Raw genomic sequence first — 24,734 nt, 5'->3', positions numbered from 1 at the left:
GCTGTGAACGACGCAACGCCTCGATGACGTGGCCGGGCGTGCGGCAGCAGTGGCCGGGGCAGGCCAGGAGCCTGGGTCCAGCTCATCCGCGTACTCGCCGGTGGCCAGGTACACCACGCGCTTGGCGACTGAGACTGCGTGGTCGGCGAACCGCTCGTAGTAGCGGCCGACCAAGGTGACGTCTACGGCCGTCTCCACGCCGTGCTTCCACCGGTCGTCCAGCAGGTGCTGGAAGAGCGTGCGGTGCAGCTCGTCCATGCGGTCATCGTCCTGCTCAAGCTGCAGTGCCGCATCGACGTCGTTGGTGATGAGGACTTCGGCGGCCTGGGTCATCAGCCGCTGTGCGAGCTGCCCCATCTCCAGGATCGTGCGGTGCAGGTCACCCGGCACGGCGCGCTCGGGAAAGCGCAGCAGGGCGAGCTTGGCCAATCGTGCATCAATCCTCGATCCACTGCCAGACTCGCACAGGGCCCCGGTCCGGAAGCCAGGGGGAAGTGGCATGCAGCTGACAGTGACGTTCAGGCTGTGGGTGGTCGTCGTCGTGCTCGCGCAGCATTGCGCGTCAAGAAAGGCTTACGGGTAGAGGTTGTTCGGCCCAGATGGTCTTGCCGTCCGTGGTGTAGCGGGTACCCCAGCGTTGGGCGAACTGCGCGACCAGGAAAAGTCCTCGCCCGCCTTCGTCGTTGCTGCGAGCGCGCCGTAGGTGGGGGGAGGTGTGGCTGCCGTCGGAGACCTCGCAGATCAGACTGACGTCGCGGATGAGTCGCAGGTTGACCGGCCCGGAGGCGTGGCGGATGGCGTTGGTGACGAGCTCGCTGACGATCAGTTCGGTGGTGAAGGCGAGTTCTTCCAGCCCCCAGGAGGCGAGTTGCTCGCTGGCGAGGGTCCGCGCTTCTCCGACGACTGTGAGCTCCCGGGTCAGCGACCATGTCGCGACGTCCTCTTCGCTGAGGGAGCGCGGGCGCGCGACGAGGAAGGCGACGTCGTCGCGGGGATGGTCCGGCAGCAGGAGGCGCTCCATAGTGTCGCAGATTTCTTCCAGCGGGCGATCCGGGTGGGCCAGCGCGAACGCCAACCGTGCAAAGCCGAATTCGACGTCGCGGTCGGGAGATGCGGTGATCAGGCCGTCGGTGTAGAAGGCGAGGACGCATCGGTCCGGGATGGGCACTTCGGTGCATTCGAACGGCAGGCCGCCAAGGCCGAGTGGGGGGCCTGCCGGTATCTCAAGGAATTCGACCGCTTTGTCGGCGTGGGCGATGGCGGGTGGGCAGTGTCCCGCGCGGGCGAAAGCGGCGGTGCGCGAGACGGGGTCGTACACGCAGTACAGACAGGTGGCCCCGACCACCCCTGACTCGTGGCGGCCTGCTCTCTCTTCTTCGGTGTCGAGGTTGACGACGAGGTCGTCGAGGTGGGCGAGAAGTTCATCGGGCGGCAGGTCGAGATCGGCCAAGGTATGGACGGCGGTACGCAGCCGTCCCATAGTGGCGGCCGCATTCATTCCGTGGCCGACGACATCGCCGACGACCAGTCCGACGCGGGCGCCGGACAGCGGCAGCACGTCGAACCAGTCTCCGCCAACACCTGCATGAGTGTCGGCCGGTAGATAGCGGTAGGCGACTTCCACAGCGGTCGATGTCGGCAGGTCCTTCGGGAGCAGGGCGCGCTGGAGGGACAAGGCAGCGCGGTGTTCGCGTGCGAAGCGCCGAGCGTTGTCAATGCAGACCGCCGCGCGAGCAGCGAGTTCCTCCACAAGGAGCAGGTCATCGGCGTCGAAGGTTTCCGGATACTTCCAGCGCACCAGCGTTGCCACACCCATCGTGATTCCGCGGGCACGCAAGGGTACGACCATGTGGGAGTGGATGCCGAATTCCTTCAGCTTGGCCGAGCGCGCCGGATCCTGGGAAAGCCAAGGGGTTGACAGGTCCACGACGGGGTCCAGCACTGGGCGACCGGTGGCGACGCAACGGTACTGAGGTGACATCTCGGAGTAGGTGACCGCTGCCCCCACGGGAACCACGGCCTCCGGGAGGTCTTCTCGGATGGACCGTTGAGCGCCCCGGAGCAGTTCGGTGGATCCGGCGGTGAGGACCGGATCAGGTTCTTGGCCATGGATGACAGCAGTCGACAAGTCGACGGCGACGAAGTCGGCGACCTCTGGAACCAGCACCTCGGCGAGTTCCTGGACGGTACGGTCCAGATCCAGTGTGCTGCCGATACGAACACCGGCCTCGTTGATCAGGGCGAGGCGCCGGCGCGCGCGGTAGTAGCTGGTGACATCGAGCACCGCTTGGCCCATGCCCAGGGTCCGGCCGGCGGGGTCCTGAAGCCTGAAGGAGGAGCGGGAGCGCACGTGGGGCAGGTGCGGAGAGGCGCCTGGGGAGTCGACGTGCGAGACGGCGACCTGCGGCTCACCGGTCTCCAGTACCTCCCGGGCCCGGGCTTCTGCCATCGGACCAGCCGTCTCGGGCACGGTGTCGCGCAGTGGGAGGCCCAGCCGCAGCCGTGCGGGGACGCCGTCCATGCGCTCCAGGGCCGGGTTGATCATCAGGAACCTTAGTTGCGGGTCCACAACGGCCAGCCCGAACGGAGACTGGGTGAACAGTCCGCGCAGAATCGCCTGCTCACGCCCCCATGCCTGCATGGTGGCCAGGTGCGTGGCCACGATGAGCCAGCTGGCACCGTGATCAGGTGCCAGCGGGCAGACCTGCGCCCCGATCTCCAGACGGCGGCCATCACGGTGTTTCACCGTGAGCGAGCCCGCCCACCCTCCTCCGACCCTGTGCCGCTCGGCCATCGCCGATGTCAGCCAGGCCTCCGGGAGCCCCAGCACGTCCGCGAAGAGCGTGCTGCCACCTGCGTCGACGGGTAGCCGAAAAGCGACTCGGCCCCGCTGTTCCACTGCTGGACCAGACCGTGCGAATCGACCACCACGACTGCGGCATCCGTGATGTCGAATCGATAGTCCTGCATCTCGGCGCCAAGCGCTTCCGGCCTATCGATTACCGGCGATCCCATGCCTCAATGGTGCATCCGTTCGGTGATGAAATTCGTCATTCCGACACCGCCTCCGCACCTCACGCGCGTGGCTGCCCGGCCGACGGTGGCGAGTACCGCGCCGGGGGTGGACGGGTCGGTTTCGTCCAGCATTGCCACCGCCGCCTGCAGGCCACGGCGCATGTTGATGCCGTGGTCGGCGTCACCGATAGCGGAGTCGAGGCGGGTCAGATGATCGGCGTTCTCGGCCACCAGTCGGCGGCTTCATGGATCCAGGCCCGGAACATGCTCGCGTCCATCGTCGTCCTTCTCCCTCGTGGGGTTTGTCGTCGGTGTCCGAGGCCGCTCAGCGCCCCCAGCGCAGCGCGGGGGTCTCGACCGGGGCATCCCACAGATAGGTGAGCTGTGGCGTGAGCCGGCACACCGTGATCGTGCAACCGGCCATCTCCAGGCTGGTGATGTAGTTGCCGACCAGGTTGCGGGTGATCCACACGCCATGGCCGGCGAGCCACTCGGCAACCGCGGCATACACCACGTACAGCTCGATCAGCGGGGTGCCACCCAGGCTGTTGACCATCACGAGCACTTCGCCTGAGAGCGGCATGTCGGCGTGGATGGCGTCCAATGCGACACCGACGATCTCCTTGGCGGAGGCGAGCCTGCTGCGGGCGCGACCGGGCTCGCCGTGGATGCCGACGCCCAGCTCGACCTCATCCTCGCCCAGCTCGAAACCGGGTTTGCCCGACGCGGGCACCGTGCACGGTGTGAGCGCCACCCCGAACGAACGGGACCGGTCGTTGACCTCCTGGCCCAAAGCCGCGGTCGTGCCCAGGTCCGCGCCAAGCTCGGCAGCCGCACCGACGATCTTCTCCACGAACACGGCCGCCCCGGTGCCCCGCCGGCCCGCCGTCCACGTACTGTTCTCCACGGCGACATCGTCATTGACCACGACGCCCTCCACCCGCACGCCGTCGTCGGCGGCCAACTCGGCGGCCATCTGGAAGTTCAGCACGTCGCCGGTGTAGTTCTTCACGATGTGCAGCACCCCCGCCCCGCTCTCAACGGCCCGCGTGGCGGCCAGGATCTGGTCCGGCACGGGAGATGTGAACACCTCACCGGGACAGGCCGCGTCCAGCATCCCGTACCCGACGAACCCGCCGTGCAACGGCTCGTGACCAGACCCGCCACCTGACACCAGGCCGACCTTCCCAGCGGTCGGCCCGCCCGCGCGGACGATGTAGCGGTCGGACGTGTTGACCGTCAGCGAGGGGTGCGCGGCGGCCACGCCGACGAGAGCATCGGCAAGCACCTCATCGGGCGAGTTGATGAGCTTCTTCACGGTTCAGGCCCCTTCTCGACTGGATAAGAACATCAGCGAAAACCCATCAACGGTATGGATCAGTGGGATTTGTTAGGACATCACCTTCGCGTAAACACAAGTGCTCTGGTGGGCCGGTCCGGTCGGACCTGCCCACGCTCGAGTCATCGCGCCATGTGCGCGGCTCGGGTCAGGGCAGCGACGGCTGGCAGCACTGCTCGACGAGTCGCCAGACCTCTTCGGGGGTTTCGCGGCTGAGGGCGACGGCGGCCAGGGAGGCGCAGGTGTCATGGCGGAGTCGGCGGATGCGGGCGCGGACCTCGTCGAGGGCAGCGGGGGCGACCGAGAGGCTGTCGCAGCCGATGCCGATGAGGAGGGGGGTCACGAGGGGGTGTGCCGCGGCGTCGCCGCAGACGGAGACCTGACGATTGTGGCGGTGGGCGGCGGTGACGACGCGGGCGATGGCGTCGAGTACGGCGGGGTGTGCCGCCATGGCGGGGGTGGCGGTGGGGTCGCGCCGGTCCAGGCCCAGGAGCTGGCAGGTGAGGTCGTTGCTGCCGATGGAGAGGAAGGAGGCTTCGCGGGCGAGGTGGTCGGCTGCGGCGACGGCTTCGGGGAGTTCCACCATGATGCCCAGGGGTGGCGTCGGGACGCCGGCTTCGGCGGCTACGGTCTGGAGGAGGCGTCGGCAGGCGCGTAGTTCGTCGATGCTCGCGACCATAGGGATCATGATGCGCAGGTCGGTGTCGGCTCCGGCGCTGAGCAGGCTGCGGAACTGGTCGGCGAAAGCCTCCGGTTGGGCGAGCATGAGAGGCAGGCCGCGGCCGAGCCGCGCGCCCTTGCGGCCTTGGGACAGGAACGGCGGCAGTTTGTCGTCGGCGAAGTCGAGAGTGCGAGCCGTGACGACCTGACCGGTGAGCGTGCGAAGGACGGGGACGAGGGTGGCCGCGTGCTGATTGCGGGTGGGCCAGGCGGGATGGTTGAGGAAGGGCAACTCGGTGCGGAGCAGGCCGACACCCTCGGCGCCCGTAGTCAGGGCCGCGCGGGCCTCGGCCGGGGTGGCCACGTTGGCCCGCAAAACGATGCGGTGCTCGTCGAGTGTCTCGGCGGGCAGGTGGCGCTCTTCGGCTAGGGCGAGCCTGCGAGTGCGGGCGGTCTCCATTGCGTGCAGGGCCCTGGTGCGTTCGTCGTCGTCGGGATGGGTAACCGCTGCGGCCCGGTCGGCGTCGAGCAGTATTTCCTGCCCGTCCGGCAGGTCGAGAAGCTGGGGGTCCACGGCCAGGAGCAGGGGGATGCCGAGTGAGCGGGCGACGATGGCGGCGTGCGAATTCGGGCCGCCGGTGACGGAGATGGCGGCGGTGACCGTCTGTCCGGGTTCCAGCAGGTCGGCTGCGCCGATTTCGTGGGCGACCAGGACGAGGGGCTGGTCGGGTGCGGGGCCGACCTCGCCGTGCAGCCAGTTCAGGGCGCGGCGGCCGACTTGCCGGACGTCGGCGGCGCGTTCGGCAAGGGTCGGGTCGTCCAGGGCGGCGATGGCTCGCGCATAGGTGTCGACGGCTTGCCGGATGGCGATGGCTGCCGGCTGGCCGTGGTGCGCTCGCTCGATCGCCTTTCCTCGCAGGTCGTGGTCTTGGGCAATGTAGCTGTTGACCTCCATGATGTCGGCCTGCTCGTCCTTGCCCTGCTCGCGCAGAGAGGTGGACAGCTCCAGCAGGCGGGCCGCGACGGCGTCGAAGGCGTCGGTGATCTGATGGATGGCATCGCCGCTGGTGCGGTGGGGGAGCGTGGTGCGGGTGTGGGGTCGGTCGGTGCGGTGGAGGAAGCCGAGGGCTATGCCGCCCGAGGCAAGGCGGCCGGGATAGGTGCGGCGGGTCACCGGGCAGTCACCGTCTCGGCGAGGGCGCGGAAGATCAGGGCGGTGGAGGTGGCTCCGGGGTCCTGGTGGCCGATACTGCGGGCACCGAGGTAGGAGGCACGGCCCTTGCGCGCCTGCAGGGGAATGGTGGCGCGCATACCGTCCTCGGCGGCGTCGGCGGCGGCGCGGGCCGCGGTGGCGAAGTCGCTGCCGGAGTTGGCCTGCTGTTGGAAGGCGGCCAGGGCGGGGGCGTAGGCGTCGATCATGGTCTTGTCGCCGGGTGCGGCCGCGCCGAGTTGCTGGACGCTTGCCAGTCCGGCGGCCAGAGCGGCGGCGAACTGCTGGGTGTCGGCGGTGGGTGTGTCCAGTGCCTTGCCGATGGCGCGGAAGGCGCTGCCGTACAGCGGGCCGGAGGCGCCGCCGACGCTGGAGATGAGGGTGGTACCTGTTTTGACCAGGACGGCGCCGACGGTTGGCGGTGTGTAGTCGGTCAGGGCGGTGGTGGCGGCGGAGAAGCCGCGGTGCATGTTGACGCCGTGGTCGGCGTCGCCGATGGCCGAGTCGAGCTGGGTGAGGTGGTCCTTGTGCTTGTCCACGGCGGCGGCGATGGCCTGCACCCAGGTGCGGGCGAGGTCGATGTCCACGGGATCTCCGTTCTTCGATGGGTGCTGTCAGTGGTGGGGGAGGCGGGCCCGGGCCCCCATAAGCCGGGCCCACCCCGCTCTTTTCAGGTACCCCAGCGCAGGGCGGGGGTGTTCACGGGTGCGTCCCACAGGGACAGGATGTCGGCATCGGCCTTGCACACGGTGAGGGAAACACCGGCCATGTCCAGGCTGGTGACGTAGCTTCCGACGAGGTTGCGGGCGATGACAATGTCCTTGTCCGCGAGGACGGCGGCGACCTCGTTGAAGACGACGTACAGCTCCAGCAGCGGTGTGCCGCCCAGACCGTTGACCATCACGATGGTCTCGTCACCGGTGTTAAGGGGCTGGTCGGCGAGGATCGCGTCCAGGGCTGTGGCCACGATCTCCTTGGCGGGGCGGAGCTGCTCCCTGCTGCGCCCGGGTTCGCCATGGATGCCGACGCCGATCTCCATTTCGTCGTCGGGCAGGTCGAAGCCGGGCTTGCCGGAGGCGGGGGTGGTACAGGCGGTCAGGGCGACGGCGAATGACCGGGAGTTGTCGTTGACACGGCGTCCCATCTCGGCCACCTCGGCGAGGTCGGCCCCCTGCTCGGCGAGGGCCCCGGCGATCTTCTCGACGAAGACGGTGGCGCCGGTGCCGCGCCGTCCGGCGGTCCAGGTGGAGTCCTGGACCGCGACGTCGTCGTCGATCAGAACGGTGGCGACCGTGATGCCCTCCTCGGCGGCCAGTTCGGCGGCCATCTGGAAGTTGAGAACATCGCCGGTGTAGTTCTTCACGATGAACAGCACGCCCGCGCCGCCGTCGACGGCCTGAGCTGCGGCGAGCATCTGACCGGGGACGGGAGAGGTGAACACCTCTCCGGGGCAAGCGGCGTCGAGCATGCCGAGGCCGACGAAGCCGCCGTGCAGGGGCTCGTGCCCGGAGCCGCCGCCGGAGACCAGGGCGACCTTGCCCGGTCTGGTGGCGTCGGCCCGAGCGATCACTTTGTTCTCCGCATCCACGCGCAGGGTGGGGTGGGCGGCGGCGATCCCGGCCAGGGCGTCTTCCAGGACCGCCTCGGGAGCGTTGATCAATTTCTTCACGACAGGGCTCCTTCGGGAGCCGCAACCGGCTCCGACTCGGCCGCTTCCCCGGCTGCGGTGGCGGCGGCGCGGCGGGCGTTCAAGACGGTGTAGAGGAACCCGGCGGCAACCGCGCCGGCGACATCGCCGATCAGGTAGACGGGCAGCTGGTTCCAGTGGACCGTGCCGCTGAACAGCTGGCCGGCGACCATGGGGCCGATGACGCGTGCCGGGTTGATGGCGGAGTCGGTGGCGGGCCCGACCACCATGATGATCGCGAACACGGCCAGGCCGATGGCGAGCCCGGCGAAGCCGCCGGCCGAGCGGCGGTCGATGGCGCCGAAGACGACGAAGGCGAGGATGAACGTGCCGATGGCTTCGGCGAGGAGGGCCTGGCCGGCACTGACTTGGGGGCCGTAGGCGGCGATGCCCAGCCCGACGGTCACGGCCTTGTGGCCGAGCACGCCGATGATCGCCAGGGCTCCCACGAGCGCGCCGATAACCTGGGCGGCGATGTAGCCGGGGACGTCCCGCCAGGGCATCTTCTTGGTCGCGGCCAGTGCCAGGGTGACGGCCGGGTTGATCTGACAGCCGGAGATATGGCCGATCGCGTAGATCATGGCGATGACGACCGTGGCGAACGCCAGCGAGATCATCCCCAGATCGGCGAAGGTGAAGGGGGTCTGGCCGTTGACGATGAGCGTTGCGGGGACCGAACCGACGCCGATGAACACCAGCATCGCGGTGCCCAGCACCTCGGCGAGCAATTTCTGAGGGTAGGTGTTCTCTTCCATGATGGCGCCCAGCGCCGAGCGGCGATTGGGCGTCTCACCTCCTCCGCGCGGAGCGGGCTGTGAAGGGAGGTGGCCGCCAGGCGGTGATCAGGGAAGGCAACCTGGCGGCCGGCTCTCAAGGGGACAGGGGAGGACGTTCGGGAAGGTGGCCGCCAGGTGGTCAGGGTCGGGCAACCTGGCGGCCGGCTCAACAGGGCCGGAGGGAAAGTCGTCCGGCAGCCCGTTCACCATTGGTGAACGTTGTTCGGGAAGTTAAGCCTACGTTTCGCACCTGTCAAGAGGTCTGGAACGGCGACTTGCCCCGGATGTGAAAAACGGCCCGCGGCGGGTGCCGTGGGCCGAGTCAAAGGTGTGCGGTCGGGCGTGCGAGCGCCCTCCGCGGGCTCGGGAGAGCGGACGCGGTGGGCAGGTCAGGCGATGGCGCGCCGGGAGGATCCGCGGGGGGCGCCGAGGTCGCGAGAGAGGTTGCGGGCGGTCTCGCGGACGGCAACGGCGAGGTCCTGACGTGCTGTTTCGGCGAGCAGACGCTCGACGGGGCCGACGATTCCGATGGCGCCCACCACCTCGCCGGAGCGGTCGAAGACGGGGGCGGCGATGCCGGCGTCGCCGATGGCGGATTCCTGGTCCTCGATCGCGTACCCCGTCCTGAGGATTTCCTCCAGTTGCCTGGCCAGCTCCCTGGGGTCGGTGATGCTGGCGCCGGTGAGAACGGCCTGTTGGGTGGCGAGCAGCGCTTCGCGTTCGGCGGCGGGAGCGAAGGCCACGATGGCCTTGCCCAGGGCGCAAGTGTTCCACGGGATGCTGGCGCCCACCTCCAGGATCTGCACGGCGCCCTCCGGGCGGAAGGCGTGGTGCACCACCAGGACGTGGTCACCGGTGAGTACCGCCACCCAGACCGCCTCGCCCGCGCGGGTGGCGAGCTGATCCGCCCAGGTCAGCGAGCGCGTCCGCAGCTCCTGGGTGTCCAGGTAGGCATTCCCCAGCGACACCAGATCCGGGCCGAGCTGGTACTTGGAACTGTCCCGGTCCTGCACTACAAGACCCTCGGCCTCCAGCGTGCGCAGCAGCGCGTGAACGGTCGGCTTGGCCACGCCCAGGCGGTCGGCCAGCTCCGTGACACCGAGCCGCGGACCGGTGGACGCGAGCTCGCGCAGGATCTGCACCGCCCGCTGCACTGCCTGCACCATAAATAATCTCCCGTTCACTATTGCTGAACTGCGTTCCGAGATTTAACGTAAGCGTTCATGAGCGCACCTGTCGGCATCGTACTCGTGTCCCACAGCGCCGAACTCGCCAAGGGCCTTGGCTCTCTGGTGCAGCAGATCGGCTCCGATGATGTCCCCCTCGCCACCGCCGGAGGCACCGACGACGGCCGGATCGGTACCAGCTACCACCTCGTCCTCGCCGCAATCCGGCACGCCGACCGCGGAGGCGGTGTCGTCGTCCTACCAGACCTCGGCAGCTCCGTCCTCACCGCCCGCGCTGTCCTGGAAGACAACCCCCGCTCCGACATCACGATCGTCGACGCCCCCTTCGTCGAAGGAGCCGTCGCGGCTGTCGTCACTGCCGCATCCGGCGCCGACCTGCAGACCGTCGCCAACGCAGCCAAGGAGGCCCGCCATGTCCTCAAGCTCTGAGTCCACCGCCACGGAATCGACCACCGCGGCGAACCACGAGATCGTCGTCGTCCTGTCCGCCAACCTGCACGCCCGCCCGGCCGGCCGACTCGCCAAAGCCGCTGCCGGATTCACCAGCTCCGTACAACTCGAGTACGCCGGCCGCACCGTCAACCCCACCGGTGTCCTCGCCGTCATGGGCCTGGGTGCCACCGCCGGCGCCACCGTCACCGTCCGCGCCGAAGGCCCCGACGCAGACCAGGCCGTCGCCGCCCTGGCAGACATCCTCGCCACCGCCGAATAACCGAACCGCACACACCGAAGGAGCCGCCGACCATGGCCACGGACGCCCGACTCCCCGACGCGCCCATCCAACGGATGGGGCTGGGCCTGGCCGCGGTCGGCCGACCCGGCTACATCACCCCAGGCCGTACAGACGACCTGCCGCCGGAGCGTACCGCCGCCGCGATGCGCCGCCACACGCACGAGCTCCTCGACCTCGCCTACTCCCGTGGCATCCGCTACATCGACACTGCCCGCTCCTACGGCCGCGCCGAGGAGTTCCTCGCCGACTGGATGAAAAACGGCGGCGACCTCCGTGACGTGTTCATAGCCAGCAAGTGGGGCTACGCCTACACCGCCGACTGGCACATCCACGCCCAGACCCACGAGGTCAAGGACCACAGCATCCGCACCTACGACCGACAACTCGCCGAGACCCGATCCCTCCTCGGCGGCCATCTCGACCTCTACCAGGTGCACTCCGTCACCCCGGACAGCGCCGCCCTCACCGACACCGCCCTGCACCACCGGCTCGCTGCCCTCGCCGCCGAAGGCATCACCGTGGGCCTGACCACCACCGGCCCGAACCAGAGCGACGCCATCCGCGCCGCCCTCGACATCACCATCGATGGCGAGCCGCTCTTCCACAGCGTGCAGGCCACCTGGAACCTACTCGAACCATCCGCCGGACCAGCACTGGCCGAAGCGCACGACGCCGGCCGCATGGTCATCATCAAGGAAGCGCTAGCCAATGGCCAACTCGCCCAACGCCACCACCAGCCCCACCTCCGCCGCGTCCTCGCTCCGATCGCGGACGACACCGGCGTCTCCTTCGACGCTATCGCCCTGGCCGCCGCTCTCCGCCAGCCCTGGGCCGACATCGTCCTTTCCGGAGCAGCAACCACCTGCCAGCTCACCTCCAACCTGCTCGCCACCACTGTCCACCTCGGCACCGACGAAGTCGCCCAGCTCGCCGGCCTCGCAGAAACCCCGCACACCTACTGGACCCACAGGTCCCAACTCCCCTGGACCTAGCAGCCCGAGAGGAGCGCCGCCAACCGCCTTCGCAGCAGCCGTTGCTTCCGCCGCGCCGACTCACACAGTGCACCAGGTGACCTTTAGCCTGCCGACCACAGATACCTCAGTACCCAAGGCCCGCCACCAGGTAGGGGCCGCCCTCGCCCGATACGGGCTCGACCCACCCTCAACGGATACAGCCCTGCTCATCCTCACCGAGCTTGTCACCAACGCAGTCATCCACGCGTCCGACCTGTCGCCCCGCGTCGATATCGCCGTCGCGGTCCGGTCAGACCACCTCGTGATCGCGGTCCACGATCGGCACCCTCACCGCCCCCGCGTACTTCCCGCATGCCGCCCGGACGGAGGAGGCTGGGGACTGAAGATGGTTACCGATCTGACCACGGAGTCGGGTGGCACCGTCGAAATGCCCGCTGACCCGGACCGGCACGGCAAAACCGTCCGCGTAACCCTCCCGCACCGGGCCGCATGAAGGGCTGCAGCAGACTGCGCGGCCTTGACGGGGCCGCTATAGCACGGGCCACGCCTCAGCCCAGATGTTCCTGGGCTCCACGCCTGTACATAAGTATTTGCGCCTGCGAAGGCGGGACGAACGGCCTTGCCCGGACCTGTATGTACAGGGCACACGCGGGACTCCTGCTGCTAGGGCTCGGGGCCGCGCTCTCCGCGTGCCCTAAAGGTCGGTAAACCACGGTCGATGAGGGCACGTCCGGGACCGGTTATTGAGGCCCTCACTGCCACGTTTACGCAGGTCAGCGACTCCGCGAACAGAAGGTCGCACCCACCGGACTACCTGCAATACTACTGGCGGACGCCTCGCCGGTCGTGCTCGTACCCGGCTGTCCGGTACGTACCGGCTTCGTCGGCCGGAGCCCTTTTTGCCCGTAGGGTCGACAGCATGCGTCTGAGCACTGTCATCCTGCCCGTTTACCGCTGGAACGAGGGAGGGGAGGTGTGGCGGCGGGCCGAGGAGCTGGGGTTCCACACCGCCTACACCTACGACCACCTCTCCTGGCGGGTCCCGTTCCGCGATACCCCCTGGTTTGGCGCCGTGCCTACGCTGACCGCCGCTGCAACGGCGACTGAGGGGTTGCGGCTTGGGACCATGGTTACGTCCCCAAATTTCCGGCACCCGGTGACGCTCGCCAAGGAGCTGATGACGCTCGACGACATCTCCGACGGCCGGATCACGCTGGGCATCGGGGCCGGCACCAACGGCTTCGACGCTGCCGTGCTCGGCCAGCAGGAGTGGACGGCAGGCGAACGGGCCGACCGGTTCGCCGAGTTCCTCTCCCTGCTCGACGCGCTGCTCACGGGGGACAGCACCACCTCCGAGGGCCGCTTCTACTCGGCCCACGAGGCCCGCAACATCCCCGGCTGCGTGCAACGCCCCCGTATCCCCTTCACCGTCGCCGGGAACGGGCCGCGCGGCATGGCCCTCGCGGCGAGGTACGGCGAGTCATGGGTCACCACCGGCAACCCCAAGGGCTACGCGGAGGCGGTCGCCGCCCAGCGCCCCGACCCCGGGCCGGCCTCGATCCGCGCGCAACTGGAAAAGCTCGACGCCGCGTGCGCCGCCGCCGGTCGGGACCCGCAGCAGCTGCGGCGGACCTTCCTGCTCGGCTTCGCCCCCGAGGAGCCCTGGCAGTCCCTCGACGCCTTCGTCGACTTCGCCGGCACCTACGGCGAGCTCGGCATCGACGAGATCGTCCTGCACTGGCCCGTCCCCGACACCCGCTTCGCCGCCGACCAGACCGTCTTCGAACGCATCGCCACCGAAGGGCTCAAACAGCTCGGCTGAGACTGTGTGGCATCATCGCCGCAGGTCAGGATGAGATGGGTGAACAAGGCTCGACTGAGGTGACCATGGTGCCGAGGCGCAGCCATGCGGTCGCCGTCGCGGCGGCGGTCAGCGTGGGTACGGCACCGAACCAGGGGCCGTCGCGGAACGGGACCCGCCAGGAGAGGTGGTCGTAGGTGTAGGCGGTGTGGAACCCCAGCTCCTCGGCCCGGCGCCACACCTGGCGCCCCTCCTTCCAGCGGTACACGGGCAGGATCACAGTGCTCAGACGCATGAGGCCGACCCTACGCCGACCCTGTGACACTCCTGTCCCGTCGTGTCCCGCGCGTGCCCCACTGCTGGTCACTGAGGGTGTGGCGCCGGGTGGGGTGCGTCCTTGGTGAGCGCGTCCATCGTGCGGGCCCGCACCTCGCGTTCGGTGGCCGCGGCGATGAAGGCCGCAGTATGGCGGGGGCCGGTCAGCGCCCGGACGGAGCGGACCGTGGACGCGGGCAGGGTGACCGTGATGTGCTCGGCCTCCCCTGGTCGAGCCGCAGGCCGAGGCCGCTGAGGCTGGGCCGCCTCCCCGAGATGGCGCTGGACGAGCTCGGTCGCCAGCATCCGCATGGCGCGGGCCAGCTCGGCGTCGACGGTCTGCTGGGCGAGCGGTCGCAGCCTGCGGACGAGCGCGGCGGCCTCCGTCGCCTCGGCATCCGACGGCGGGTGGTCGAGGTAGCGGCGGAAGACGTGCTCGCTGGTGAACTGCAGGAAACGCTGGGCGATGTGCTCGACCTGGCCGCGCAACTCTCTGAGATGGCCGGATATGGCACGCAGCGGCACGCCCGCCGCGTGCAGCTCCGCTGCGACTGCCAGCTCCTGGGGGCTGGGGACGAGGAATTCGTCCTCGGCATCCGGCACCGGTTCCAGGACACCGAGCTCGACCGCCTCCGCGATCGCACCGTCGTCGTCCACCCCGCCGAACCTTGCCACCAGCTCGGCACGGCCGATCCGGGCCGGCCGTTCGTCCGACCACGGCCGGTCGACCTCGCTGACGAGACCCAGCACTCCTCCGAGCCCCGTGCCGGCGTCCCAGGCTTCGAGCAGCTCCTTGATGCTGGCCAAGGTATAGCCGCGTTCGAGCAGTTCGGCTATCTGGTGGAGGCGGCCGAGGTGCACCTCGCTGTAGAGATTGGCGCGGCCGCGCCGTTCCGGCTTCGGCAGCAGGCCGCGGTCCTGGTAGGCGCGGATCGTACGGACCGTGGTGCCGGACTCGCGGGCCAGATCGTCGATCCGGTACGCCGGGTAGGCGGGCGCGGCGCGGTCGTCGGTGACGGTGGACAAGCGATCACTCCGCTCTTGGCTTCGCACGGCGTCAGGAGGTGGCGGCCCGCCGCATTGCGGCCGCAGCGGCCCTCGCCGCGGGCGACGTGGCCAGGTATTCGACGGCCGCTCGCATCGAGCCCTCCTGCGAGGGATGGTACGACCGGCGCAGATAGCGGGGTATGGCTGCACCCAACTCGCGCCAGGTGGGGAGGAGCCCCTTCTTCACGGCCTTGTTGTGCTCGCGCAGCGAGTAGCGGATGCTGCCGCGCAGCTGCGGATCGTGGCGTATCAGATACGAAGCGCCTGCGGCCCACAGCCACAGCAGCACGGGCGCAGTGACGGCCATCCCCTCGATCCGGCGGACATAGCGCGGAAGACCGCTGCCGCCGGTGTGCTGGTACATGTCGAAGGCCACCGAGCGGTGTTCCACCTCTTCCGCGCCGTGCCAGCGCAGCAGGTCGAGCATAACGGGGTCGGGGTCGGCGGCGTCGAGGCTCTCGGCGCTGAGCACCCAGTCGCCGAGCACGGCGGTGAACTGCTCGATCGCGGCGATCAGCGACAGCCGGAAGCGCAGCCACTCATTCGCCGGCACCGGCGCCCACACCGGCGGCTTCTCGCCGAGCAGCACGTCGAAGATCCAGTCCACGTGCCTGGTGTACGGCTTGGTGTCCAGCCCCTGCTCGGCGAGGTGGTCGAGGACGTAGGAGTGCTGGACGCTGTGCGTGGCTTCCTGGCCCATGAAGCCCTTGACGTCCGCCAGCAGCTCGTCGTCCGTGACCAGCGGCAGCGCCTCCTTGAAGACCTTGACGAACCAGCGCTCACCGGCGGGCAGCAGCAGATGCAGCACGTTGATCACATGCGTGGCGGTCGGTTCGCCGGGTATCCAGTGCAGCGGGGTGCGCTCCCAGTCGAAGGAGACGCGCCTAGGTTTGATCTCGTACGTGGCATTCATCGGTGAGCTCCTACAAGGGCGGGTCGAGACGGGCCATCGCGCGCAGAGCCCTGGGGGAGAGCCGGGCCAGCAGCCGTGCGCCGCGTGCCTCCGGGGTCACCGGGACCACGGCCGCATTGCGCAGCACGCCGTGCAGCAGCGCGCCGGCGACCTTCTCCGGTGGGTAGTTGCGTATCCGGTACAGCCGCGAGGACTTCGACCGCAGACGCTCCTGCTCCTTTTCGGTCACCCCGGCGAAGCGCGCAGTCGCGGTGATGTTGGTGTTGACGAAGCCGGGACAGACGGCCGTCACACCGATGCCGTGCTCGGCCAGCTCGGCACGCAGGCACTCGCTGAGCATCAGGACGGCCGCCTTCGACGTGCTGTACGCGGGCAAGGCGCGGGAGGGCAGATAGGCGGCGGCCGACGCGGTGTTGACGATGTGCCCGCCCTGCCCGCGGTCGACCATCTGCCGGGCGAACAGCCGACAGCCGTGGATGACGCCCCACAGGTTGACGTCGAGCACCCGGCGCCACTCCTCGGGCGAGGTGTCGAGGAAGGTGCCGGACAGACCGATCCCCGCATTGTTCACCAGCACGTCGACGACGCCGTGTTCGGTGCGGACCTTCTCTGCGAGCTTCTCCATCGCCTGCTCGTCGGAGACGTCCACCGTCTCGGCCCATGCGCCGGGCGCGCCCAGCAGACGGGCCAGCTCCGCGGTTCGGGAGGCCGTTTCCGCATCCCGGTCGACGGCGACAATCCGCGCCCCGGCCTCGGCGAACGCGAACGCCGTGGCACGGCCGATGCCGCTGCCCGCCCCCGTCACCAGGACGAGCTGTCCGCCGAAGCGCTCAGCGAAAGGGCCGCAATCGCCGGTCAACCCTTTGGCGGGGCTGGTGGTCCCGCCGCCCGCATCCTCGGTGGCGGTGACGAACTCCGTGATCCATTCGGCGAGTTGACCGGGCCTGGTGCGGGGCAGCCAGTGCTTGGCGGGGACGGTGCGGCGTCGCAGTCCGGGAGCCCACCGGTCCAGGTCGTCGTAGAGCCGCTCGGAGAGGAACGGATCGCCGGACGGCGTGATCAGCTGGACGGGGGCATGGGCATAGGCATCGGCGCGCGGGTGCGCCAGCCGTTCACGGACGTTGTCCCGGTACAGCCAGGCGCCATGAGCCGCGTCCTGCGGAAGCGACGGGGTCGGGTACTCGCCCGGTGGGAGTTTCTCCACGCGGGCCAGCATCCTGGGCCACTGCCGTCCCAGTGCCCCGCGCCAGGCCAGTTCGGGAAGGACGGGCGTGTGAAGCGCGTACACGTACCAGGAACGGGCGCCCTGTCCGAGGAGTTGGGCGACCCGGCGCGGAGTGGGGTGCCGCATCCGGTGCTTGATCCAATGGCCGAAGTGGTCGAGCGACGGCCCGGAGACGGAGGTGAACGACACGATCCGGCCCTCGGTGCGCTTGGCTGTGGCGAACTCCCAGCCCTGCACCGATCCCCAGTCGTGCCCGACCAGATGGACCGGCCTGTCCGGGCTCACCGCGTCGGCCACCGCCAGGAAGTCGTCGGTGAGCTTCTCGAGGCGGAAGCCCCCGCGCAGCGGCCGGGGCGCGCTGGAGCGTCCGTGGCCGCGCACGTCGTACAGCACAACATGGAAGCGGTCCGCGAGGCGCTCGGCGACGGACGACCACACCTCCTTGCTGTCGGGGTAGCCGTGGACCAGCACCACCGTCGGCCGGCGGGCGTCCTCCTCCTTCCCCTCCATCCCGTACTCGGCGACGCACAGCTCCACGTCGCCCGACCGCACCCAGCGCTCCCGCGCCTCTCCGTTCCCGTTCATGCCGCCGCCCCCTTGTCGGTTTCCTGCCACCGCTTCACGTGCGGCAGTTCGTCGTCCAGCCAGAAGGCGTCGTCCTCGGTGACCACGAGGATCTCCTCGAACTTCGCGCCCGTGCCGCGGAATCCCAGATGCGGCTCGACCGCCCACAGCCCCGGCTGCGGAGGGTGGTCCGACATCCGGTACGGACTCCACAGGGGCGACCAGCCCTCCCGGTGCCCGTGCAGCGCGTCCTTGGCCAGGCCGCGCAGACTCTGCGTGCCGAACCCCGCTATGTGCGGCGACCAGCGGTGCTCCTTGACTCGGTCGACCTTGTGCGCGATCACCCCGAACGGGTAGGCACGGTGGCGGTTGGTGTAGCCCTGTCTGGCCATGAGGCGGTCCACGTCCTCGTAGATCCGCTGCAGCGAACGCCGTTCGCGTACCTCGCGCAGGATCAGGTCGCGGTGGTCCCGCAGATCGGCGAGGAGCCGGTCATGGACGGGGTTGGGCCCCAGACATCCGGAGTAGCCGATGTCGGCGGTGAAGCCGCGGTGTATGGGCGCCAGGTCGAGGATGAAGGGCATCCCCGCCTCCAGCCTGCGGTGCGTCGGGAAGAACTGCGTGGGGATCTTGAAGCCTACGAACGCCGTGCGGTCGCCGAACCAGGCGAACGGCAGATGGAACCAGTCCCGCACCCCGCGCTCGACCGCCCACTCCCGCATCGCGCGGGCGGCGTCCCGTTCGGTCATTCCCGGCCGCAGCTGGGCGGCGACCGCCTCCGCGCAGGCGTACGCCAGCCGCTGCACGTCCCGGAAGCCGTCGAGAGCGTCTGGCTGCACACCGCGTACACCGCTCATGGTGCCGTCCCGTCCTCCGACGAAGCTGACATCAACGAATGTGACAACGCTCCATGGCTGCGTCAAGAGGTCCGCCGGGCCCTGTGGAAAACTCCCGATCACGCAGTGCCCGCCCACCGTCCCCCTATGTGCCCCCTACGGTGAGCCACGCGGTATCAGCCCGCAGGAGTACGTACGGCCACGACCCAGGAGTGACGACTGCTGTGGCTCGCACCACTACCGTCGAGGACGTGACTGTGATCGCGACCGAAAGCCTGACCAAGCGGTATCCACGGGTGACCGCTCTGGACCGGCTCACCGTGGAGATCGCCCCCGGTGTGACGGGACTCGTCGGCGCCAACGGCGCCGGCAAATCCACCCTGATCAAGATCCTGCTCGGGCTCTCCCCGGCGACCGAGGGCACGGCATCCGTCCTCGGCCTCGACTCGCGCACCGACGGGCCGGCCATCCGCGCGCACGTGGGTTACATGCCCGAGCACGACTGCCTGCCGCCCGACGTCTCGGCCACCGAGTTCGTCGTCCACATGGCGCGCATGTCCGGGCTGCCGCCGACAGCGGCCCGTGAGCGCACCGCCGACACACTGCGCCACGTCGGCCTCTACGAGGAGCGCTACCGGCCGATCGGCGGCTACTCGATGGGTATGAAGCAGCGCGTCAAGCTCGCCCAGGCGCTGGTCCACGACCCGCAGCTGGTGCTGCTCGACGAGCCGACCAACGGCCTCGACCCGGCGGGGCGCGACGAGATGCTCGGCCTGATCCGCCGCGTCCACACCGACTTCGGCATCTCCGTGCTCGTCACCTCCCACCTGCTCGGCGAGTTGGAGCGCACCAGCGACCAGGTCGTGGTCATCGACGGCGGCCGTCTCCTGCGCTCCTCCTCCACACAGGAGTTCACACAGGCCACCGGGTCGCTCGCGGTCGAGGTCACCGACACCGACCGCCACCCGGACGGCACCCGTGCGACGCTCGACGCGCTGGCGGCGGCCGGCCTGACGGCCCGTGCCGACGGCCATCTGCTGCTCGTCGACATCCGGGACGAATCCACCTACGACACCGTCCGCGACACCGTCGCCGAGCTGGGCGTCGGCCTGATCCGGATGGAACAGCGCCGCCACCGCATCGCCGAACTCTTCACCGACGAGACCGACCAGCCCGACGAGGAAGGGGGCGATCGCGATGCCGCCTGAGACGGCTGCAGCGGCGTTCGGCAACGCGGCCCGCGCCACCCGCACCGTCTCCGCCAGGACCTCGCTGGGTCCCTTGGGCTGCAACGACATCCGCACCCATCCCCACACGACAACGTCGGCCTTCAAGACCACAACCAAGTCTCAAAGGCCGACGTCACACCAAGCCCCCGATTAACCAACAGCGTCCGGGAAGTTTCGGGGCCCGTGACACGCCCGCTGGAAACCGGGATTAGCGGCACAGTCGGTACTGGTTCCGGCTAAGACGCCCTCATATCGAATATCGGGTCAGGAACCGGCGGACCCGGAAAAACCGGCCTGGCCCGGGATGAGGCCGGTAGCCTGGAGGCCCGCTCCGCCAGAAACCGACGAAGCGGCCAGCTCGGACTCGACGTGATGGATCGCGTGTGCGAGACGGTGAATGGCGTGGTGGTGGCCGCCGGAAACGTTGTCCAGATCGCTCTCGGCGATCTCGCGTGTCTCGACCTCGGGTGTGAAGTCTTTACGCATGACCGACCCTTCCCTTCATGGCTTTGGGCGTCACCGAATGTGCGGGACACCTGCTTGGCGCGAGATCAAACCACATCGCCGAGCTGCCCCACTACCTGGCCAATCGGGCATTCCCATAGATGTTCCGGTATTGCGACATGTCAACGTGCAGAAGCCTCCACTGGGTGCCGACAACTCCTCCACGCGTTTTTCGGCGGTCGACACTCTTGGAGTTGGCCTGGACGTTGATGCCGATGGGACATATGCGTCCCTAAGGTTGGGCGGTCGCGCCACGTAGCGAGATTCTGTGAAAATTCTATGCCTTTTCCGGGCGGGTAATGCACAAGGTCGCCGAGTCTGTGATCTCGTGTGAGTCTGCTCAAACCTGTGGGGCGCCGTACCTCGTGGCTGTTCCCGTCACGCTCATCGTGGTCATCACTGTGGCGGACATCCACTCTGCTGCAGACGTCCATCTGGGATCGTTGCTGGTCATTGCGACCGCCCTCACCGGTACGTTCGCAGGCCCATGCCTGACGGGCTTCATGGGGCTCTGGCCCTAGCGGCCCAGATGATCATCTCGGTGTTCCACGGCGGGCTGGCGACGACCAACCACCTGGCGCAGCTGACCGCGCTCGCCGCGCTCTCGGTCGTGTTCTTCTGCGCGACGCGTGAACGCCGCATGCTCAAACTGGCGCAGGCGCAATCAGTGGCTGAGGCCGCGCAAAGGGCCCTGCTGCGTCCGCTTCCTCACCGAATCGGCCCGCTGCAGATCGCTGCTTTGTACCTTGCCGCCGAAGACGAAGCCGACATCGGCGAGGATCTGTACACCGCTACACGCACCGACATCACCAGCCCTGCTGGTGGACATCCCCTGACCGCGACCCTGTAGTCGAGATGACCAGCTGCGGTCTCCCCTCCGCTACTCCTGCTCAGGGGGAATTACGTCATACCCATTGAATGCTCCCACCCCGTGCCCCGCTCGGCGTAGGCAGGTTGGGCCCCGCGGGCCCCACCGTCGACGTGTTCTCCTTCGAGCCCGGTGACACGCTCCTCCTCTACATCGATGGCGTCATCGAGGCCCGCGACCGCAGCGGAGCCTTCTACCCGTTCGCGGAACAGGTCGGACGGTGGACCGAGAGCAGCCCCGCGACCCTCCTGCACCACATCCGCCGGGATCTCCTTGCCCATACCGAGGGATGCCTCGGTGACGACGCCGCCATCGTCGCGGTCCTCCGCACGCCCGCCCCCCACTCCGGCCACCACCACTTCGGGAAGATTGTCTACGCGGGCGGTGCCCACCACTGATCGCATCCGCGCGACGTCGGACCGTCCCTGGTGGCCTTCCGGCTGGCCATGTGAAAGCCGAGGTCCAGACCAACAGAAGTTATTCAAGAGGCAGAACTTGACGGGATGTGTAAGAGTCCGCCACAGTGATGCCGCCTCACGCAGGGACAGCGATCCACCGCTCGTAACGCCGGTACCTTCGCGCCGCGTTCGCACCTGAGCAGGCATCTTCCTCGCATGGCCATCCCCCCACTCCCCTTGTATTGATGCCCCGACTCTCCCCTTGGGGGTCCTGCGGAAATGACTCGCACCATCCCACGCTCGCGGCTCGGCGCCATCGCCACCACCGCGGCCGTCGTCACCTGCGCCACCGCGGCGCTCAGCCTCAGTACGGCGGGCATAGCCCAGGCCGCCCCGATCAGCGTGTCCGGATCGATGGAAGGCGCCCTCCAGATCCACCCCGGGGACTGGGTCGCCGCCGGCTACCACTTCCGCGTCCAGGGCGCCAAGAGCGGTGGCACCTACACCTTCGCCCAGGCCGAGGTCCGCCTGCCGGTCAGCTGCTCGGCGGGCAGCAAGTCCGTTGCCGGCGACATCACCGTCCCGCTGGCCACCGGTCCGTGGACCGTGCGCCCGGGCGACGGTGACCTGCACCCCTGGTCCGACCAGGGCGCACCGGCCGCCTACCAAGGTGGGGTGAAGGCACCCGACCTGTGCGGTGGCGGCCCGATGTACGACGACGCCGCCTCCGGTGGCGCCACCTTCGCAGCCGACGTGCACTCCACCAACACCCACGACCCGATCGCGGTCCAGTTCCACTACCGCGTCCCCGCTGCCAAGGGCAAGGGCAACATCGACTGCGCGGACGGCATCCAGCACCCGGCCGACGTATGCGGTGCCTCCGAAAGCCCCACCGTCGACCTCACCCCCACCCCGGTCACCGCCCCCACGACGGCACCTGCACCGACCAGCCCCGCACCGACCGGCACACCAAGCCACGGCGCGTCGGCCCCACCGTCACCCACCAGCCCGTCCGCCCCGGCGTCCAGCGCGAGCCCGGCACCGAGCGGGAACCTCGCTCACACCGGTACCTCCGCCATGACCTGGCTCGCCATCGGCGCCGTCCTGCTGCTCGTCGGACTCGGCTCCGTGTCCACGACCCGACTGGCCCGCAACCGCCGCCACTGAATCGACGTCACAGCATCACCAGCGGTTCACACTGCGGCGATCGGTGCGTCGCACAGCACGTCAGGCGCCTTCCCACACCGATCGCCCACCGGCCCCGCGAGACTCCCCCAGCTCGCGGGGCCACCTTTGCGCGCGGACCGACCCAGCACCCATCCGCCACCACGCCCGCGTTCAGCCCGGCCAGCCCCGGCCGGCCTCAGCCAGCGGGGGCTTTCCCGTGTGGTCTGTAAGAGAGCGTCTTCGCCGTTGGAACCTCGTTCGGCCCTCCCTGCGTTCCCCCGGCGCCCGGGCAGGCAGCGTACCGAGCGGGCGGGTACGGGCAGCCCCTACCTCTCTCGGCTGACCCTCACCCATAACCGTCACCCTCCGGGCTGACGACCTAGGCACCGTGGACGCGAGACAGTAGGCCCGTGAGCATCATCAACCAAGTGGCGAGCAGGGCCGGAGGGGCTGATCGTGACCGTTCCCACCAGTGAGCCACCAACGGGGGCTTGCGTCTACGACATCGGCTACCGCCACTACGACGGGGCGCGGCTCGGCCGCGGCTATGTGCGCCGCTCCCTCTATACGCAGAGCCTGCGCGGTGCGTACGGGCTCGGCCGATCGGCGAAGTCCAAGATCCTGCCGGTGATCCTCTTCGCCGTGATGTGCCTGCCCGCGGGCATCATGGTCGCCGTCACGGTCTATGCGCACCTGACCAAGCTTCCGGTCGAGTACACGCGTTACGCGATCTTTCTTCAGGCCGTCATCGGCCTGTTCACGGCGGCGCAGGCCCCGCAGGCGGTCTCCCGCGACCTGCGCTTCAAGACCGTCCCGCTCTACTTCTCCCGCCCGATGGAGCGCATCGACTATGTCATCGCCAAGTACGGCGCCATGGCCTCGGCGCTGTTCATCCTCACCGGGGTGCCACTCGTGATCCTGTACATGGGCGCGCTCCTGGCCAAGCTCGACTTCGCCACTCAGAGCACCGGCTTCGGCAAGGGGCTGCTTGCCGCCGCGCTGCTGTCGCTGCTCTTCGGCGGCATCGGGCTGGTCATAGCCGCGCTGACGCCGCGCCGAGGCTTCGGCGTGGCCGCGGTGATCGCGGTGCTCACCATCTCGTACGCCGCCGTGAGCAGCGTGCAGGCCGTCGCGTACCGGCAGGGTCACACCGGCGCGATCGGCTGGCTCGGGCTCTTCTCGCCGATCACCTTGATCGACGGGGTGCAGAGCTGGTGGCTCGGCGCCACCTCCTCCTTCGTCCGCGGCTACGGTCCGCCTGACGCGGCAGCAGGGTTCGTCTACCTCCTCGTCGTGCTCGGCCTGATCGCCGGATGTTTCGCGCTGCTGATGCGCCGTTACCGAAAGGTCGGGCTGGGATGACCACCATCGCCATCGACAATGTCTCGCGCTGGTTCGGGAACGTGGTCGCGGTCAACGACGTCACGATGGCCATCGGCCCCGGCGTGACGGGCCTGCTCGGGCCCAACGGCGCCGGCAAGTCCACTCTGATCAACATGATGGGCGGGTTCCTCGCCCCCTCGACCGGCAGCGTCACCCTCGACGGCGCCACCATCTGGCGGAACGAGGAGGCCTACCGGCACATCGGCATCGTCCCTGAGCGCGAGGCGATGTACGACTTCCTCACCGGTGCCGAGTTCGTCCGTGCCAACGCCGAGCTGCACGGCCTGCACGAGCCCGGTGCCGCCGCGAAGAGGGCGCTGGCCACGGTCGAGATGGAGTACGCGCAGAACCGGCGCATCGACACCTACAGCAAGGGCATGCGGCAGCGGGTGAAGATGGCCTCTGCCCTCGTCCACGATCCGTCCGTGCTCCTGCTCGACGAGCCGTTCAACGGCATGGACCCGCGCCAGCGGCTGCAACTGATGGGCCTGCTGCGGCGGATGGGCGCCGACGGCCGTACGGTGCTGTTTTCCTCCCACATCCTGGAGGAGGTCGAGCAACTCGCCCACCACATCGAGGTGATCGTGGCCGGGCGGCACGCGGCATCGGGCGACTTCCGCAAGATCCGCCGCCTGATGACCGACCGGCCGCACCGCTACCTCGTCCGCTCCAGCGACGACCGGACGCTCGCCTCCGCGCTCATCGCCGACGGGTCCACGACCGGCCTCGAACTCGACGCCCACGAAAAGGCGTTGCGTATCCAGGCCGTCGACTTCGCGCGCTTCACCGAACTGCTGCCGCGCGTCGCCCGCGAGCACGGTATCCGGCTCTACGAGGTATCACCCTCCGACGAGTCGCTGGAAAGCGTCTTCTCCTACCTCGTAGCGGCCTGAGCGGCCAGAA

At 69.0% G+C, this 24,734-nt stretch carries 25 protein-coding genes and 2 pseudogenes; 11 read left to right on the top strand and 16 right to left on the bottom strand.

Features of this window, described 5'->3' with window-relative positions; all coding sequences use genetic code 11:
• Window positions 1-60 precede the first annotated feature (60 nt).
• From NGB36_RS14420 to NGB36_RS14375, 10 genes and pseudogenes are all read right to left on the bottom strand, one after another.
• Window positions 61-429 (bottom strand): annotated as a pseudogene (locus NGB36_RS14420) (phosphate signaling complex PhoU family protein); the annotation flags it as partial.
• 133 nt (window positions 430-562) lie between these two features.
• Window positions 563-2,899 carry a SpoIIE family protein phosphatase gene (locus NGB36_RS14415; protein ID WP_308288850.1) on the bottom strand — a complete coding sequence of 779 codons (2,337 nt, stop codon included), beginning with the start codon at window positions 2,897-2,899 and terminating at the stop codon, window positions 563-565.
• Window positions 2,803-3,015, bottom strand: coding sequence for a PAS domain S-box protein (locus NGB36_RS14410; protein ID WP_308288849.1), 213 nt, complete (start codon window positions 3,013-3,015; stop codon window positions 2,803-2,805). Before NGB36_RS14410 ends, NGB36_RS14415 begins: the two co-directional genes overlap by 97 nt.
• A gap of 3 nt (window positions 3,016-3,018) precedes the next feature.
• The gene (locus tag NGB36_RS33435; RefSeq protein WP_308288848.1) at window positions 3,019-3,246 is read right to left on the bottom strand and encodes a DAK2 domain-containing protein; all 228 of its coding nucleotides are present in this window, start codon (window positions 3,244-3,246) and stop codon (window positions 3,019-3,021) included.
• Window positions 3,247-3,340: 94 nt separating this feature from the next.
• Window positions 3,341-4,333 carry a dihydroxyacetone kinase subunit DhaK gene (gene dhaK / locus NGB36_RS14400; protein WP_255920649.1) on the bottom strand — a complete coding sequence of 331 codons (993 nt, stop codon included), beginning with the start codon at window positions 4,331-4,333 and terminating at the stop codon, window positions 3,341-3,343.
• A 169-nt stretch (window positions 4,334-4,502) separates the two neighbouring features.
• Window positions 4,503-6,188: a phosphoenolpyruvate--protein phosphotransferase gene (locus NGB36_RS33430; RefSeq protein WP_255920648.1), complete on the bottom strand. Its 1,686-nt coding sequence runs from the start codon at window positions 6,186-6,188 to the stop codon at window positions 4,503-4,505.
• Window positions 6,185-6,811 (bottom strand): dihydroxyacetone kinase subunit DhaL, encoded by a 627-nt coding sequence (dhaL, locus tag NGB36_RS14390; RefSeq protein ID WP_255920647.1) that lies wholly within the window; start codon window positions 6,809-6,811, stop codon window positions 6,185-6,187. The genes NGB36_RS33430 and dhaL overlap by 4 nt, the downstream gene beginning before the upstream one ends.
• An 83-nt stretch (window positions 6,812-6,894) precedes the next feature.
• Window positions 6,895-7,893, bottom strand: coding sequence for a dihydroxyacetone kinase subunit DhaK (gene dhaK, locus NGB36_RS14385; RefSeq protein WP_255920646.1), 999 nt, complete (start codon window positions 7,891-7,893; stop codon window positions 6,895-6,897).
• The gene (locus tag NGB36_RS14380) at window positions 7,890-8,666 is read right to left on the bottom strand and encodes an MIP/aquaporin family protein (RefSeq protein WP_255920645.1); all 777 of its coding nucleotides are present in this window, start codon (window positions 8,664-8,666) and stop codon (window positions 7,890-7,892) included. The genes dhaK (NGB36_RS14385) and NGB36_RS14380 overlap by 4 nt, the downstream gene beginning before the upstream one ends.
• 410 nt (window positions 8,667-9,076) lie before the next feature.
• Window positions 9,077-9,853, bottom strand: coding sequence for an IclR family transcriptional regulator (locus NGB36_RS14375; RefSeq protein ID WP_255920644.1), 777 nt, complete (start codon window positions 9,851-9,853; stop codon window positions 9,077-9,079).
• Between the two features lie 57 nt (window positions 9,854-9,910).
• On the opposite strand from NGB36_RS14375, the gene dhaM reads away from it, so the two are divergent.
• The 5 genes from dhaM to NGB36_RS14355 all read left to right on the top strand — a co-directional run bounded on the left by dhaM (window position 9,911) and on the right by NGB36_RS14355 (window position 13,403).
• Window positions 9,911-10,303 (top strand): dihydroxyacetone kinase phosphoryl donor subunit DhaM, encoded by a 393-nt coding sequence (gene dhaM, locus NGB36_RS14370; RefSeq protein WP_255920643.1) that lies wholly within the window; start codon window positions 9,911-9,913, stop codon window positions 10,301-10,303.
• Window positions 10,287-10,586, top strand: a complete 300-nt coding sequence (locus NGB36_RS14365; RefSeq protein ID WP_255920642.1) for an HPr family phosphocarrier protein — start codon at window positions 10,287-10,289, stop codon at window positions 10,584-10,586. The genes dhaM and NGB36_RS14365 overlap by 17 nt, the downstream gene beginning before the upstream one ends.
• A gap of 32 nt (window positions 10,587-10,618) precedes the next feature.
• Window positions 10,619-11,599, top strand: a complete 981-nt coding sequence (locus tag NGB36_RS14360; RefSeq protein ID WP_255920641.1) for an aldo/keto reductase — start codon at window positions 10,619-10,621, stop codon at window positions 11,597-11,599.
• Window positions 11,600-11,666: 67 nt separating this feature from the next.
• Entirely contained in the window at window positions 11,667-12,074 is a 408-nt protein-coding gene (locus NGB36_RS33785; protein ID WP_372509438.1) for an ATP-binding protein, read from the top strand.
• Window positions 12,075-12,500: 426 nt separating this feature from the next.
• A complete protein-coding gene (locus NGB36_RS14355) occupies window positions 12,501-13,403 on the top strand; it encodes an LLM class flavin-dependent oxidoreductase (protein ID WP_255920640.1) in 903 nt (300 codons plus the stop codon).
• A 31-nt stretch (window positions 13,404-13,434) separates the two neighbouring features.
• On the opposite strand, the pseudogene NGB36_RS14350 reads toward NGB36_RS14355, so the two are convergent.
• From NGB36_RS14350 to NGB36_RS14330, 5 genes and pseudogenes are all read right to left on the bottom strand, one after another.
• Window positions 13,435-13,677: pseudogene (locus tag NGB36_RS14350) on the bottom strand (LLM class flavin-dependent oxidoreductase); the annotation flags it as partial.
• 68 nt (window positions 13,678-13,745) lie between these two features.
• Window positions 13,746-14,723 carry a MerR family transcriptional regulator gene (locus tag NGB36_RS14345; protein WP_255920639.1) on the bottom strand — a complete coding sequence of 326 codons (978 nt, stop codon included), beginning with the start codon at window positions 14,721-14,723 and terminating at the stop codon, window positions 13,746-13,748.
• A 31-nt stretch (window positions 14,724-14,754) separates the two neighbouring features.
• The gene (locus NGB36_RS14340; protein ID WP_255920638.1) at window positions 14,755-15,657 is read right to left on the bottom strand and encodes a metal-dependent hydrolase; all 903 of its coding nucleotides are present in this window, start codon (window positions 15,655-15,657) and stop codon (window positions 14,755-14,757) included.
• A 10-nt stretch (window positions 15,658-15,667) separates the two neighbouring features.
• Window positions 15,668-17,467, bottom strand: coding sequence for an SDR family oxidoreductase (locus NGB36_RS14335; protein ID WP_255920637.1), 1,800 nt, complete (start codon window positions 17,465-17,467; stop codon window positions 15,668-15,670).
• Window positions 17,464-18,303, bottom strand: coding sequence for a M24 family metallopeptidase (locus NGB36_RS14330; RefSeq protein ID WP_255920636.1), 840 nt, complete (start codon window positions 18,301-18,303; stop codon window positions 17,464-17,466). The genes NGB36_RS14335 and NGB36_RS14330 overlap by 4 nt, the downstream gene beginning before the upstream one ends.
• Window positions 18,304-18,506: 203 nt before the next feature.
• On the opposite strand from NGB36_RS14330, the gene NGB36_RS14325 reads away from it, so the two are divergent.
• Window positions 18,507-19,490: an ABC transporter ATP-binding protein gene (locus tag NGB36_RS14325; protein ID WP_255920635.1), complete on the top strand. Its 984-nt coding sequence runs from the start codon at window positions 18,507-18,509 to the stop codon at window positions 19,488-19,490.
• 285 nt (window positions 19,491-19,775) lie between these two features.
• Here the strand turns inward: NGB36_RS14325 and NGB36_RS14320 are convergent, their stop codons facing one another.
• Window positions 19,776-19,997, bottom strand: a complete 222-nt coding sequence (locus NGB36_RS14320) for a type A2 lantipeptide (protein ID WP_255920634.1) — start codon at window positions 19,995-19,997, stop codon at window positions 19,776-19,778.
• 547 nt (window positions 19,998-20,544) lie between these two features.
• On the opposite strand from NGB36_RS14320, the gene NGB36_RS14315 reads away from it, so the two are divergent.
• The 5 genes from NGB36_RS14315 to NGB36_RS14295 all read left to right on the top strand — a co-directional run bounded on the left by NGB36_RS14315 (window position 20,545) and on the right by NGB36_RS14295 (window position 24,724).
• Entirely contained in the window at window positions 20,545-20,865 is a 321-nt protein-coding gene (locus tag NGB36_RS14315; protein ID WP_255920633.1) for a hypothetical protein, read from the top strand.
• 68 nt (window positions 20,866-20,933) lie between these two features.
• Window positions 20,934-21,281, top strand: coding sequence for a SpoIIE family protein phosphatase (locus tag NGB36_RS14310; RefSeq protein WP_255920632.1), 348 nt, complete (start codon window positions 20,934-20,936; stop codon window positions 21,279-21,281).
• Between the two features lie 279 nt (window positions 21,282-21,560).
• Window positions 21,561-22,448 (top strand): hypothetical protein, encoded by an 888-nt coding sequence (locus NGB36_RS14305; RefSeq protein ID WP_255920631.1) that lies wholly within the window; start codon window positions 21,561-21,563, stop codon window positions 22,446-22,448.
• A 456-nt stretch (window positions 22,449-22,904) separates the two neighbouring features.
• Window positions 22,905-23,810, top strand: a complete 906-nt coding sequence (locus tag NGB36_RS14300) for an ABC transporter permease subunit (RefSeq protein WP_255920630.1) — start codon at window positions 22,905-22,907, stop codon at window positions 23,808-23,810.
• Window positions 23,807-24,724 carry an ABC transporter ATP-binding protein gene (locus NGB36_RS14295; protein WP_255920629.1) on the top strand — a complete coding sequence of 306 codons (918 nt, stop codon included), beginning with the start codon at window positions 23,807-23,809 and terminating at the stop codon, window positions 24,722-24,724. The genes NGB36_RS14300 and NGB36_RS14295 overlap by 4 nt, the downstream gene beginning before the upstream one ends.
• Window positions 24,725-24,734 lie beyond the last annotated feature (10 nt).

Source organism: Streptomyces humicola (assembly GCF_024436035.1).
GTDB classification, from domain to species: domain Bacteria; phylum Actinomycetota; class Actinomycetes; order Streptomycetales; family Streptomycetaceae; genus Streptantibioticus_B; species Streptantibioticus_B humicola.
Note: the sequence above shows the minus strand (reverse complement) of the source record. Positions and strands in the feature narration are given on the sequence as shown.

Bases quoted from the DNA above. Each gene is read 5' to 3' on its own strand.
- NGB36_RS14335 (WP_255920637.1), bottom strand. From the start codon at position 17,467: ATGAACGGGAACGGAGAGGCGCGGGAGCGCTGGGTGCGGTCGGGCGAC.
- NGB36_RS14295 (WP_255920629.1), top strand. From the start codon at position 23,807: ATGACCACCATCGCCATCGACAATGTCTCGCGCTGGTTCGGGAACGTG.
- dhaM (WP_255920643.1), top strand. From the start codon at position 9,911: ATGAGCGCACCTGTCGGCATCGTACTCGTGTCCCACAGCGCCGAACTC.
- NGB36_RS14330 (WP_255920636.1), bottom strand. From the start codon at position 18,303: ATGAGCGGTGTACGCGGTGTGCAGCCAGACGCTCTCGACGGCTTCCGG.
- NGB36_RS14310 (WP_255920632.1), top strand. From the start codon at position 20,934: ATGCTCCCACCCCGTGCCCCGCTCGGCGTAGGCAGGTTGGGCCCCGCG.
- NGB36_RS14315 (WP_255920633.1), top strand. From the start codon at position 20,545: ATGATCATCTCGGTGTTCCACGGCGGGCTGGCGACGACCAACCACCTG.
- NGB36_RS14410 (WP_308288849.1), bottom strand. From the start codon at position 3,015: ATGGGATCGCCGGTAATCGATAGGCCGGAAGCGCTTGGCGCCGAGATG.
- NGB36_RS14320 (WP_255920634.1), bottom strand. From the start codon at position 19,997: ATGCGTAAAGACTTCACACCCGAGGTCGAGACACGCGAGATCGCCGAG.
- NGB36_RS14365 (WP_255920642.1), top strand. From the start codon at position 10,287: ATGTCCTCAAGCTCTGAGTCCACCGCCACGGAATCGACCACCGCGGCG.
- NGB36_RS14340 (WP_255920638.1), bottom strand. From the start codon at position 15,657: ATGAATGCCACGTACGAGATCAAACCTAGGCGCGTCTCCTTCGACTGG.
- NGB36_RS14305 (WP_255920631.1), top strand. From the start codon at position 21,561: ATGACTCGCACCATCCCACGCTCGCGGCTCGGCGCCATCGCCACCACC.
- NGB36_RS14360 (WP_255920641.1), top strand. From the start codon at position 10,619: ATGGCCACGGACGCCCGACTCCCCGACGCGCCCATCCAACGGATGGGG.
- NGB36_RS14375 (WP_255920644.1), bottom strand. From the start codon at position 9,853: ATGGTGCAGGCAGTGCAGCGGGCGGTGCAGATCCTGCGCGAGCTCGCG.
- NGB36_RS14355 (WP_255920640.1), top strand. From the start codon at position 12,501: ATGCGTCTGAGCACTGTCATCCTGCCCGTTTACCGCTGGAACGAGGGA.
- NGB36_RS14380 (WP_255920645.1), bottom strand. From the start codon at position 8,666: ATGGAAGAGAACACCTACCCTCAGAAATTGCTCGCCGAGGTGCTGGGC.